General features: G+C 42.6%; 7 protein-coding genes. All 7 read right to left on the bottom strand.

The window, feature by feature from the left end:
* Positions 1-994: 994 nt before the first annotated feature.
* Positions 995-2827, bottom strand: a complete 1833-nt coding sequence (mutL, locus tag D0T84_RS19990) for a DNA mismatch repair endonuclease MutL (RefSeq protein WP_163309617.1) — start codon at positions 2825-2827, stop codon at positions 995-997.
* A 16-nt stretch (positions 2828-2843) separates the two neighbouring features.
* Complete coding sequence (locus D0T84_RS19985; protein WP_370525536.1) at positions 2844-4709, bottom strand: OstA-like protein; 1866 nt, start codon at positions 4707-4709, stop codon at positions 2844-2846.
* Positions 4709-6106: a peptidylprolyl isomerase gene (locus D0T84_RS19980; protein ID WP_163309616.1), complete on the bottom strand. Its 1398-nt coding sequence runs from the start codon at positions 6104-6106 to the stop codon at positions 4709-4711. The genes D0T84_RS19985 and D0T84_RS19980 overlap by 1 nt, the downstream gene beginning before the upstream one ends.
* An 80-nt stretch (positions 6107-6186) precedes the next feature.
* Entirely contained in the window at positions 6187-7050 is an 864-nt protein-coding gene (locus tag D0T84_RS19975; RefSeq protein WP_163309615.1) for a peptidyl-prolyl cis-trans isomerase, read from the bottom strand.
* Positions 7047-9071, bottom strand: coding sequence for a peptidylprolyl isomerase (locus D0T84_RS19970; RefSeq protein WP_163309614.1), 2025 nt, complete (start codon positions 9069-9071; stop codon positions 7047-7049). Before D0T84_RS19970 ends, D0T84_RS19975 begins: the two co-directional genes overlap by 4 nt.
* A 1149-nt stretch (positions 9072-10220) precedes the next feature.
* Positions 10221-11696 carry an IMP dehydrogenase gene (gene guaB, locus D0T84_RS19965; protein WP_163309613.1) on the bottom strand — a complete coding sequence of 492 codons (1476 nt, stop codon included), beginning with the start codon at positions 11694-11696 and terminating at the stop codon, positions 10221-10223.
* A 319-nt stretch (positions 11697-12015) separates the two neighbouring features.
* Positions 12016-13032, bottom strand: a complete 1017-nt coding sequence (locus D0T84_RS19960) for a hypothetical protein (protein ID WP_163309612.1) — start codon at positions 13030-13032, stop codon at positions 12016-12018.
* Positions 13033-14064 lie beyond the last annotated feature (1032 nt).

The following is a 14064-nucleotide window of genomic DNA, read 5'->3' as shown; positions in this document are numbered from 1 at the left end:
TTAAGTTAAAGAAATCTTATACCCTGTCATCCTGAACGATAGTGAAGGATCTCTTTTCTTAAAAGCAATTTGCCTACACGGGATGCTTCGTCCCTCAGCATGACAAAGAGGAAAAAGGCTTAACTTAATGACATTGAGGTCTATCCTCTGTCTTGACATTGTGTTGCAACTCCGTGCATAATTTCCGCAGGCCCCGCAGGCCGATGACCCAATATCTTCAGGCTAAGGCTGAAAGCCTTTATTATTTCAGCCCAATGGCAAGCGAAGCGTCGCCTTGGGTAAACAGCATCTAACAGAAACTGCGCGCTGCAAGCGCAGGTTAAACTTAAAGAACAAGACCAAGTCATTGACCTGCGCTTTCAGCGCGCACGCTCTATATTTGGATATTCTGACCCAAGGCGTTGCCTTGGGCTGAAATAAGACGGGCTTTCAGCCCTGATCTTTGGTCCCATAATCCTTAAGTTGATGACACTGGACCGATAACCTTCGGTTATGAATTGAAAATCAGCGGAGCTAAAATCGGCGGAGCCAAAATCAGGTTTTTCAAGCCCGTTTCAATGTTTTTGTCATGTACTAACAAGACTGTCAGTCAGATTAAAATATGAAAGCAGGGTATCGGATACTCTGCTTTTCTTATTGGGGACAATCCAACAATATTGTAATCTTATTTCTAAAGATTTATCTTATATAAAGCGCTCTTTGATATAGAATAAGATAAATGATGTACGGATGAAATAGTGACAATAGAAAACAATGAGAAAAGTGTCACCTTTGTCACTTTTTAACATTCCGTCAGGTATGATTCACTCGGTAGAAAAAGGGAATGGTTCACATAGGGACGCATTCCCATAGGAAACAACGGCAGGCAAAGCGAAGCCAATGAGACCAATACTTTGACATCCATATTCTACCGGGCGATAATGCCTAACGGCATTCAAAAAGAGGAAAAGTGACAATCTAAAAAAGTTACTTTTGTCACTTTTTTAGATAAATATTACCTGAACATTTTGTCTATCATATCATCTTCCAGCATGGAGATGATTGTCTTGCCATCAGGCGTATGTTTATAGACAGGCGAGGCAAACAACTGGTCTACAATCCTGTTCATCTCCTCAGCAGACAGCGTGTGCCCATAAGGTATAGCAGCGGCATTCGCCATAGAAAGAGCCAGAGCCTGGCGTATCTCTTCTTTCACATCACTGCCGCTATCGATGCTTTTATCTATTATGCTATGTACAAGCTGTACAGGATTGGTATTCGTTATTTCGGCAGGAGTGCCGTTAATTGCATAAGAATGACTCCCCAAATGGCTTAAGTCGAACCCTACAGCCTCCAGGTCGTCTATCAGGTATGGTATCATAGCTGCCTCCGATGGCGATAGCTCTATTATTTCAGGAAATAATGCCCGTTGCGAAACTCCCCGTTTGTGTTCTATCTGGGTCAGAAACTGATCGAACAGGATACGTACATGCGCCCTGTGCTGATCGATAAGCATCAGACCGGATTTGACGGATGTGAGTATATAGCGGTTTTTATACTGGTAATGTACTACCATCTCTGAAACAGCCTTTTCGGGAGTGGCTTTATTATCCTGATTGAATATGTTCGTTTCAGGCTGAGGTTCTTCCGGTATATCCAGGCTTTCCTTATCTTTTGTGAAACCCTGATATAACTGGTCGAGGTCAAACTTCGGACGCTGATATCCAGACCGCGAAGGCGACTTAAAGGGATTATAAGAAGGATCTACATTTACGCGGGGCTGGAATACATTTTTGGAAGGGTCGTGTATAGGTATATCAATCGCCCCTTCGGTATCAAAATCGATTGTCGGCACCTCGTTAAATTTGCCGAGAGCCTCTTTGACTGCGGCTGAGATTATCTGCCATATAGGCTGCTCATTCTCAAACTTTATCTCGGTCTTGGTGGGATGGATATTCACATCTATGGTGGAAGGGTCTACTTCGAAATAAATGAAATAGTTAGGAAACTCTCCTGCCGAAATGAGCGGCTCAAAGGCGGATAAAACCGCCTTGCCGAAATAAGGGTGGCGCATATAACGCCCGTTTACAAAGAAGAACTGCTGCGCCCTCGTTTTGCGTGCCGATTCGGGTTTTCCTACAAATCCGGTTATTTTAACCAAAGATGTATCTATATCGATTGAGATCAGTTGCTGGTTAAAGTTCTTACCCACTACATTAACTATCCGTTGGCGTAGTCCGCAGGCAGGGAACTTCAGCACCTCAATATCATTATCTATAAAGGTGAATTCGATAGAAGGGTTTACCAAGACTATCCGTTCCAGTTCGGTCAATATATTCCTCCGTTCGGTATCGTTCGACTTAAGAAACTTACGGCGTGCGGGAACATTATAGAATATATTTTTAACGGAAAAATTACTCCCAACGGGGCATGCCACCGGTTCCTGACTTTCTACTCTCGAACCCGCTATTTGCAGCAAAGTGCCAAGTTCGTCCTCAGCCCGCCTTGTCTTAATCTCTACATGCGATATAGCGGCAATGGACGGTAAGGCTTCTCCCCTGAACCCCATTGTATGGAGAGCAAACAGGTCGTCAGCCGACCTTATTTTCGATGTAGCATGACGTTCAAAGGCCATCCGGGCATCTGTTGCCGACATTCCTTTTCCGTTATCTATTACCTGTATAAGCGTACGCCCGGCATCTTTAATGATTAACTGAATACTATCGGCTCCGGCATCTATCGCGTTTTCGACCAACTCTTTCACAACCGAAGATGGCCGTTGAATGACCTCTCCCGCCGCGATCTGGTTAGCTATGGAATCGGGTAAAAGGTGTATTATATCACTCATTATTACTTTTAAGAATTTATTCCTCCCTGTTGAATACAGAGGATTTACTACGCTGTGGCTTTATATCCGAAGTTTTACGTGAAACCTTCCTGAATATGTCATCCTTGTCTAAAGGGCGCAGGTAATCGTACCAGTAGAAATCCGTAAGCCGCAATTGGTCAGAAGTCAAAAGTTCGAATGGGGTCGTTTTCCCCACAGGCTTAGGCCAGGCTACAAGTTTTTCGAAAGCCCCATCCTTCATGAATATTTCCAGATAGCTGCTTTCGAGCCAATTGAGTATGCCTGATAATTCCTTATTTTTTTCTTCCGGATAAGCTACCGTTTCAACATTTCCTTCGGCGAGAACCCTGTTTAGTTTCTTATCTTCAAAGAATAGCTTCATCGAACGGGCTTTCAGCTGATTGTAATGCACGGAGTCTTTTTGCTCAATAGAAAAACTATACCGCTTGACATGCATATAATCTATCGTACTGTCATTCATGTATATATCGATGGTATCTCCGTACAATTGCCTATTTGTATTCCACAGTACCGGGTCTTTATACATGTGGAGCACCGAATCCTTGGAATTAAATTGGAGCGAGTCGCAAATACCCTGCATATCCGACCTGTAAAAGCGGACACCATAATATGCCTTTATCTGGCGGTAGACCACAACGGTAGAATCGTCTGTTTTAGCCCCAAGAGGAGGAAGAGGCAGGGAATCGGCCGGTAATATGCTTTGGTGCAGGATATGCAATGAATCGGCAGGCGACAGATGAATGGAGTCTGTAGACAATGAATCTGCTATAGCCAGTTTTTGGATAGGAGGAAGTACCTTCGTTGGTTTTACGCTATCTACAATCGCTATCAGTTTCAATGTATCGGCATGAATATACAGGCTGTCTCCCTGCGAGTATTCGATACAGAATGCCGAATCGGTAGCCAGCGCCGAATCGTCCAGTTCGTTATAAAAGCCATAGTGCCCCCTCAGAATTACCCGCTTGGTCGTATCCTGAAGGAACATATTGCCGAATACTTCTCCGTATCCTTTGGCTTTATTGTAGAAGATAGAGTCTCCCCGCAGTATACGGTTCCCCTCTTTGTTGACTACGGTAGACTGGTCCAGCAACAGGGATTCCTCCGTTTCGGTATTGTACCACCCCTTACTGGTGTAGATTATACCACTGTCGGAAACGATCTTTGTAGGGGTATATATATCCGCTATCTTCGTATCCGTATTGTATTTCAGGCGGTCGGAATAAAGGGTAAAACGGTCATTGATAAGGATTACACTATCCTTGAATGTAGCCATTTTTATATTCGGCTCGTATTGCCCCCAGTAAGAAGTCAACTCGTTGAGTGAATCCACCAACATACCTCCGTCAAAGTAGTAACCGATATTCATCATACGGTCATAGTTGAGACTATCAGTAAACAAAGTACCGCTCCCATGCTCCAGCCTTACGTTCTCACGGAACATTACCAGTTTGGAATTTCCCTCGTAATGCATATAGTTCCCATACAGAAAGAGGGTATCACCCTGCTCCATACGTACATTGCTGAACGCCTCAAACGCATTCGCCTTCTCATCATAATATGCACTGTCGCAATAGAGATAAGCTCCATCGTGAAGGAATATAACACTGTCTTTCAGTATCTGGATATCCGAACCCGCCCGTTTAGAAACTGTCTTTGAAAAGATAATTTCTATAACCTTCGGTTGGCTTTTTTGCTGTGGTTTCTGCGGGCTTTGTGGTTTTTGAGGTGCCTGATAAACGCCTGCATTTACTTGCGGAGAAAGCATTGCCTGCGCCGAAGCATAAACAGCAATCAGGCATAGAATACCTACCGCAGGTATCCTATGCCTTTGAGTTATATATGTTATAAATCTCCTTAACACTAATTCAATTTCTTGTTAGCCTGATCTTGCTTTATCCAGTCAGGGTATTGAAAATCACAATTTACCCAGTCCTGATCTATCCTGATATAAGTATCCTTTATTTTGGTTTGGAGCCATTTTTTCAGAAGTTCCTCGTGCTTCTTGCCTTCAACTATCTCTTTCAGTGTTTGATAGTCGTCAGACACATTGGCTATATGGCCTTCAGTTTTAGTCTTTAGCTTTATTATGGCAACAACATCTTTCCCGTTATTCTGCTTCATCGTGAAGGCCGGGGATATATCTCCTACTTTCATCGTGTTCACCATTTTACCTATTTCGGTAGGGAGTTCTTCCATTGTAAAACGTGGTGTTCCGTAGTTCGTACTTTCTTTACGGTTTACCATCAGTCCATTGTTCTTACGGGTATCCTTGTCGAAAGAGATGAATGCCACGGCATCTTCGAATGCAAATTTTTCGGCCCTTATATCACTGGCAATAGAGTCGAGCCTCAATTTTGCCCGATTCATTTCATCCGCCGATACTTTAGGGCGAATCAGTATATGGCGGAAGTTAGCCCTGTCGCCCCTGCGTTCTATCAATTGTATAATATGGAATCCATATTCTGTTTCTACAATGTTAGATACTTTCTTAGGGTCGGACAATGAAAATGCTACACTTGCAAATTCAGGCATCAGCTCGCCACGTCCCATAAAACCAAGTTCTCCACCATTAGGCGCAGATCCGGGATCTTCAGAATACATGATAGCTAATGTGGCTAAGTCAGCAGTTCCCGCATTAATCCTGTTTGTATAGTCTCTCAATCGATCTTTTACCTGGTCTATTTCCTTCAACGGGATTATTGGCTCATTCGTAATTATCTGAACTTCAACCATCGTAGGCACATAAGGCAAACTATCTTTTGGCAATTGGGCATAATATTTACGGACTTCGGAAGGGGTAAGGTTCGTCTTTTTACCTACAAGATTCTTTTTTACCTCAGAGACCAAATAGTCGTTGCGAATCTGGTCACGCCATTCTTCGCGAAGCTGAGTCATTGTCGCTCCCAGATATTCTTCTGCCTTTTCTTTCGAGCCCAGATTGGCAATTACATTATTTTCGTATCGGGACAAACCGCTGTTAACAACAGAAACCGGTACATCAATACTGTCTATCTTGGCCTGATCAAGAAACAATTTTTGAACTGCAAGTTGCTCTGGTATCAAACAATACGGGTCTCCATCGATACGTTCTCCTCTCGAGAGCATACCTAAACGTATTTTTTCAACATCTGATTTGAGAATCGCTTCATCTCCAACTACCCATATTATTTCATCTATAACGTTATTCTGGGCATAAGTAAAAATACCGGAACCCAACAATATTATTAATAAAACCAGTTTTCTCGCCTTTTGTACCATTTTTATCTGTTTATTAAAAAGTGACGTAAATATAGTGATAATGTATCACTTTTTCTTAACGTAGAAAAAGAAGTTATAGTCTATTTATCATAAAACTTAATTTCATTATCTGCAGCAGCCTTATTATAGAGGTCCTGCTGTACCTGATTCAGGTAATCGGCTTTTCGCTGCTCTGTGTAAACTTCTACCAATTGATTCTTTATATAGTCGTAAGGGGCTTCGTTCCCTATTGTCTTATATTCTTTTATATTCAGCAAATATACAAATGAAGAGTCGCGTACTTCTACATTTTTATTTGCTTTCAAAAAATCATCCGCGTTACTTACCGAGAGAGGCATATTATCCGTTATATCATTCAGGCTTACCCATTTATCATAGAAATATTCATAACCGACAGCATTCTTTAATGTATTTTTCTCTATACTTTCCACAGCAGCGTCTGTAGCCTGTTTATACCATTTCAGAAAGTTATCCAGTTCCTTTGAGGCAACGGGTACTTTAAGATACAGGCCTTTTATAAGATTCTCTTTTAGTTTGAACTTATCTTTATTCTGTTCATAGAATGATTGTAACTCGGCATCAGATACAGATTTAGATAAATATTCGGTCAATAATTTCTTCTGGTACTGATTTGTAATCAAAGATTTCCGATAATTCTCCACCAGATTTTCAATCTCGGCTTTATCTACAATATTCTGCTTGGCCTTATCGTACATCAATTGATCATTGATCCACGCTTTAACATAAGTATCGGCTATGGCCGCACTATCTTCAGGCGATAATGATTTTGGAACGGCATTGTTTAGTTCGTCCATATAGAGTGTCTTTCCTTTAACGGAAACTACGCCTACCTGGCTTAAATCGACACTCCCTGATTCTCCATTTTTACATGACATCAGGCATATCATCCCCAGAAAAAGCAATGTACAACTATATCCTTTCATTTTATCGTTTCTAAAACACCGTTATCTACCTCTACCTTATATTTATTATGTAAGTACATTCTCCAGTCCTTTTCCAGTTGGTCCTGATAATCCGGTTCTACAGCACTCCTTACATCTGTATAGTCCTGAGGTTGGGATATAAACTCTCCTGTAACAAGAAAGAACGGATAGCCCCATTGTTCCTTAGCCTTTGCTCCTCCGAATATTTTATTATCCACATACTTATTTTCTCCTTTAACCCATGTTCCCGGCTCCATCAATACTTGCACAGAGTCTTTATTCAGCGTGTTCCTCAGGTTCAGTATCAGAGCATCCCTTTTTTTTCCTTTTTTGGCCAGCGCTTCGGCTGTTTCCAGAGCCTTTTCATTTTTCGCATGAATAATCAGCCCTCTGTATTTGGTACCGCTAAGGGTATATTTATGCTTATTCTTATTAAAGTATTCGGACAATCCCTTTTCGTCTGTAACGGAACGCTCCCAAACATTCTTATTCATTACGGCAAACGACAAAAGGCCTTCCGATATTTCATCCAGCTGTTGTTTATATTCAGGTTCGCGGTCGGCAAGTGACAGGTAATAATAGTCAGTCAGGCTACGGGAAAAATATGCATTAAAGAATTCCCTGAGAACATCTGTTGACAGGTTGGTCTTAATAGCTTCGGTAAATACGGACATATCCGGCGCATCGTCGCTCTTCTTTTCTATCAGGCTCTGCCTTAACTGAATATACTGGAGGAAATTACCTACATTATACTGTTCTTTACCATTATCGAAAGAGAATAATACTTCGTTCCTGTTCTTTACCCTGTCAAAGAATGCCGAATCTCTAGGGGACACATCATTTGCTATATTATTCAACTTATTATATACGTCTCTGTTCAATACGAAATTTAATGCCGCCGCCATCTTACTTCGCTTCTCGGCAGTCATTTCCTGAGATTTATCACTTTTGAGTACACGGTTCCTTATCGCATTCCTCATGTCGGAGTAAGGCGGAAGCGGTATTTTCTTTAATAACCGGATAATGTGGTATCCATAGTCTGACCAGACAGGCTCGCTGATGTCGCCTTCTTTCTCCAGATTGAACGCGGCATTGATAAATGTAGGAGAAATGCGCGAATCTAATCCTACAACTCCAAAATGACAACCTTTATCGCCCATTTCCATTACATGGGAAAATTCGTCACACAGCGATTGGAAATCGTTTGCTGAATGGATATTATTGTATTCCCTCCAGGCTACTTTGCCCACGCTGTCTATTTGATGTTTATCCGGCGGTATATGGGAGAAATTGAAAAGAACCTGCTCCACATCTACAGTCCCTATTGCCGGCCGTCTGTTCAACACCTGCACGATATGATAGCCATCCGATGCCCTGACAGGCTCGCTAATCTTATTCATCGGAAGGGTATAAATGGCATCCTCTACCTTTGCACTGAACATGAAAGGTGTGACCCATCCCATATAGCCATTTTTCCTATTATAGTCCAGTATAACCGAGGTTGGCAAGGATTTATCATAGCCTTCCGCAGCAAAACCGTTTTTTGATAACCGCTCATACAAATCCCTCGCCTTGTTATATAATACTAATGTGTCGGCGGGCAAAACAGCTTCGCTCTCGAATGGAAGCAGGATGTGATTTATCTCCACATCTTGACGCATCCTTTCGTATATTTTCAATAAATAGTCATTTTCATAAACTGTATCCTGCATATATTTATATGAGGTTTCGACCCGGGCTGCGGATAAGTCTCTCTTATAGCTCATCGTAGTATCCAGGCGTTGCGCCTTTGCCTCCTCTACATTTAGCCTGAAATCTACATAGGACTTCACAAAATCGGCAATGCTTTCTTTTTCGGCACCTGCCCTTAACTCATTACTTTTTTTATATGCCCTTTCGAGCTCGGATCTTAGGATAGAGGTTCCGTTAATCTTTATGGCGACAGGGTCTGCCTGCTGTGCAAACAGACAAAATGTAGCAAGTAAGGTAATAAGTGGTAATAAAAATAGTTTCTTATTCATACATCAAATCAATAAACTATATAAGCCGCAAAGATACAAGAAATATAGCCTTATAATGTTTTAAAATATTCTAAAATAAATCTTAGCCCGCCATTTTCAAAAGATTTAGCCGTATTAGGTAATGGAAAATATCTATTTTTCGTTCCTGTCATGCTGACAGCAGGAAGCATCTCTTGTCTCTTACTCCTTTGAGGAATGAGATCCTTCGTACCTAGGATGACATAGAGAATGTTGCATTAATTATTAATGTCAATCAGTAGTTGATAAGTTAAATGTTCTTTTTTATTCTGCGCGCAATCGCAGATTGCTTACCTTACTTTTGGCCGAAGCTCCAAAAGTAAGCAAAAAAGCATTGCGCCCCGCTTCGCCGTACGACCCACCATCGGTTTGTCGGCTGAATGAAGTGATGAAAGATTCATCATTGCAATAATTGGCAGACGATGCTTAAAAGCGCCCGCACTTCATTCTACGCCGCCTGCACCNGAAGCTCCAAAAGTAAGCAAAAAAGCATTGCGCCCCGCTTCGCCGTACGACCCACCATCGGCTTGCCGGCTGAATGAAGTGATGAAAGATTCATCGTTCTACAGATTGGGAAATCTTGCTTAAAAGCGCCCGCACTTCATTCTACGCCGCCTGCACCGGGTGGGTACCCCGTACGCTTGCTAATGGCGCTGGCTGACGCCTGACAAATAGGGTCTATCCTCTGTCTTGACGTTGCGTCGCGACTCCGTGCATCTGTCCCGCAGGCGGGGCACCCACCCGGTGCAGTCGGCGTGAAACGGGATGTTGTCCGAGCCGAAGGCGAGTTTCGTCCCGTTTAGCCGGCAAGCCGTTGGTGGGTCGCCGAGGGACAAAGCACTAGCCTTTTGCTTCCTTTTGGGCAATGCCAAAAGGAAGGGCAAGCCCGGGAGGGCGCGGCAGTATGAGCCAATGCTAAAAAGTTTAAACCATGATGGTTTTTGTGCAGAAAATTAAAGAACACATAATTTAAACAAAACGAAATACTGATTCACATTATTATTGATTACTTATTCCCTAAAAATCATCAAATAAAGGGGATAGACTGAAAGCAAGGAAAGCCCCAATGTAAAAAAACTCTGCACAATATTATCGTACAGAGCTTTAGTAATTCAGATTATAATAATGTAATTAATCTCCTCTACTATAGTTAGGGGCTTCACTTGTGATAGTTACATCATGCGGATGGCTTTCTGCCACACCTGCGTTTGTAATGCGGGTAAATTTAGCCCCGTGCAATGCTTCTATATTTTGTGCACCACAGTAACCCATACCTGCACGCAAGCCTCCTGTCATCTGATAGACAACTTCATACAGGGAACCCTTGTATGGCACGCGTGCGGCAATACCTTCGGGTACAAGCTTTTTGATATCTGCTTCCATATCCTGGAAATAGCGGTCTTTCGAACCTTTTTCCATTGCTTCCAGTGAGCCCATTCCACGGTATGATTTGAATTTACGCCCATTGAATATGATGGTTTCGCCCGGAGATTCTTCTACTCCCGCCAGGAGTGAACCCATCATTACCGAGTATCCTCCGGCAGCCAGCGCTTTTACAATGTCGCCCGAATAGCGTAGGCCTCCATCTGCGATCAATGGAATACCTGTACCTTTCAATGTCTTTGCCACATCATAGATAGCGGACAACTGAGGAACACCAATACCTGCAACAACGCGTGTAGTACAGATAGATCCGGGCCCTATACCTACTTTCACGGCATCGGCTCCGGCATCGGTCAGGTATTTGGCAGCCTCGCCCGTAGCTATATTGCCTACCACTACATCGATGTTAGAGTATGCTATTTTCACTTTTTTCAGCATTTCCACCACGCCTTTAGAGTGTCCGTGTGCCGTATCTATTACGATTGCATCCACTCCGGCATTTACCAGCGCGTCAATACGCTCAAGGGTATCGTAGGTAACTCCTACCCCTGCGGCAACACGCAAGCGCCCGTTTTCATCTTTGCAGGCAAATGGCTTATCTTTCGCTTTTGTTATATCCTTATATGTTAACAGGCCTATCAGCTTGTTATCGGCGTCTACTACAGGCAGCTTCTCTATCTTGTGCTGTTGCAGAATGTCGGCGGCGGCCTCCAGGTCGGTTGTCTGACGGGTAGTGATGATGTTTTCCTTTGTCATTACATCATCTATCAGTTCGTTCATATCGCGACGGAAACGCAGGTCACGGTTAGTTACGATACCCACCAGGCGGTTGTTTGTATCCACTACAGGGATACCACCTATCTTGTACTCCGCCATCATATCCAGTGCCTGGCCAACGGTCTTGTCTCGCAATATACTTACAGGGTTGGAAATCATTCCGTTTTCGGCACGTTTCACAAACCGAACCTGCTGTGCCTGAGCATCAATAGACATATTCTTATGGATAACGCCAATACCGCCTTCACGGGCAATTGCGATAGCCATCTTCGCTTCGGTAACAGTATCCATCGCTGCCGAAACCATTGGAATATTTAACTTGATATTGCGTGAGAAATTTGTCGACAAATCGACTTCGCGGGGGAGAACTTCTGAATAAGCGGGGATCAACAGTACATCATCGAATGTTAATCCATCCATTACAACTTTATCTGCAATAAAAGACATATATAAAAGAGCTTTTGAAATTTATTGCGTGCAAATATACATATTTTTGGCGGATTGGCTATTATATTCGGTTAAAAAAATGAAGTCATCCCGACTTTTAATCATAAATATGGTATTCGTAGAAGGGGCGGAATTTGCCCGCCCGGTAAAGATATTATTTATATAAGAGGGTTGTCAAAAACCTGTCATTCCGTGCCTGACACGGGATCCCCAAGAAGCCCGCCTTGATTATGAGGGGGTTGCGGGTCAAACCCAGCCATGTTCGGAATATTTATAAATCTTTCGAACATGACTGGGTCGAACCCGCTTTCAGAGGCTCTTACTTATCATCTTTTTCCGGTTTACTGGTGTACATGTGCACTTTCGATGAGCTCTCAATAGCCTTGATCGCAATATCTTTCACATCTTTTTCGGCCCTGTTAGCCTTTTCCGTATATTCTTTAAGTTGAGATTGCAGTTCTATTATCTTTTCTTGCAGAGATGCTATTAACTGATCTTTCAAGCGTATATCTGTTTCATTTTGCTTTTCTATCAGTTTTAGTTCAAAATCATATTTTGCTTGGTGTTGTTTGGTTATCTCCGATTCTTTAGCTTCCAGTGCCAGTTTCAGTTTTTCCGGATATTCCGCATTATTTTTGCGCAATTCGGCAAGTTCTGCTTCCGCGTTTTTCAGATCCGACATCCGGTTTGCTACTTCCTGCTCAAATTCTACTTTCTGGAAAGTTAATTCTTTTTCAAGATTAGCCTTTCTGTTTTGGTATTCATCCTGTTCTTTTTGGCGGCTTACTTTTAAATTATATGCATATTCCTCTTCCTCTCTTTTCCTTTGTTTTGCCTGTTCTTCAAGAGATTCTTTTTCATCAATTCGCTGCTTTGATTTTTCCTGTTCCCATTGTTCTTTTTTCTGAGCCATTTCGTTCGCAAAGGCTTCTTGTTTCTCTCTCATCTCTGTTTCGAAATTCTCTTGTTTCTCTTTCTGAACAAGTAACATTGCAGCCAGCGAATCTGTATTGGCCGAAAGGGAGTATAAGTCTTCAAGCGATTGTTTTTCTATTACTATCGCAGCCCTGATTTCCATTAGCTTCTTATATTCGGCTTCAATGTCGGATTGCAGTTCATCCAAGTTTTTGGCTAATGTGGACTTTAAGGAAAGGATACTCTTGGCAATGGTATCAGAGGTTATACCCGATACTTTATCAATTGTATCTTTCTTTTGCTTTTCTTCCTGCATTTGCTTCGGCCTGTTCATTTTTTCTTGTTGTACCTCTTCCAGCAAGATCTCATAGGCCTCTAATATTTCACTCTTTGTGCTTTTTGCAGTAACTTTCGATTCCATAGTCGTTCGGTTAAAAGTGGGAAATAAGTAATTAATGTCAATCAGTAGTTGATAAGTTAAATGTTCAATTCCATTAGTCGTTTTACATACGCTTCGCTCCTGTGAACGTTGTTTGTCGTGACTCGGCATAACATGAATTTTTAATTCAGTTCTGCCCTCGCTACTTAAAACGTTCTTTTATTCTGCGCGCAATCACAGATTGCTTGCCTTACTTTTGGCCGAAGCTCCAAAAGTAAGCAAAAAAGCATTGCGCCCCGCTTTGCCGTACGACCCACCATCGGTTTGCCGGCTGAATGAAGTGATGAAAGATTCATCATTGCGATAATTGGCAGACGATGCTTAAAAGCGCCCGCACTTCATTCTACGCCGCCTGCACCGGGTGGGTACCCCGTACGCTTGCTAACGGCGCTGGCTGACGCCTGATTTGCAGGGTCTATCCTCTGTCTTGACGTTGCGTTGCGACTCCGTGCATAAGTTCCGCAGGCGGGGTACCCACCCGGTGCAGGCGGCGTGAAACGGGATGTTGTCCGAGCCGAAGGCGAGTTTCGTCCCGTTTAGCCGGCAAGCCGTTGGTGGGTCGCCGAGGGACAAAGCACTAGCCTTTTGCCTTCTTTTGGGCAATGCCAAAAGAAGGGACAAGCCCGGGAGGGCGCGGCAGTAGGGAGCTACGGCTAAAGTATTTTGCCTAGGATAGCCTTTATGTAAAAAATAAAAGAACACATAATTAATTCAAAGATAATATCTGCTGATTGATTTTACCCTATCAATGCCGAACAAATTTCCAACCCGCAGCTTACAACCTATAAGGAGCTGGTTTGAAAAGCCATATTCTCATAAGCGTAGATCACCGATCTACGGAGCTTACAATGCTTAGGAACTACTATATGAAAGACAGGACATCGTCTTACCGTTCAGGCAATCTGTTTAATTTGCTATAAACAATAGTTCGTTATAAAAACAGCTTTTTTAAGCGGCAATAGTCCCATATTGTTTTAGTTCATTAATTATCCGCTTATTTTTTTTAGAGTTTGG

This window comes from Dysgonomonas sp. 521 (genome assembly GCF_010501055.1).
In the GTDB taxonomy this organism is placed as follows: domain Bacteria; phylum Bacteroidota; class Bacteroidia; order Bacteroidales; family Dysgonomonadaceae; genus Dysgonomonas.
This window is presented reverse-complemented; position numbering and strand designations above follow the sequence as displayed.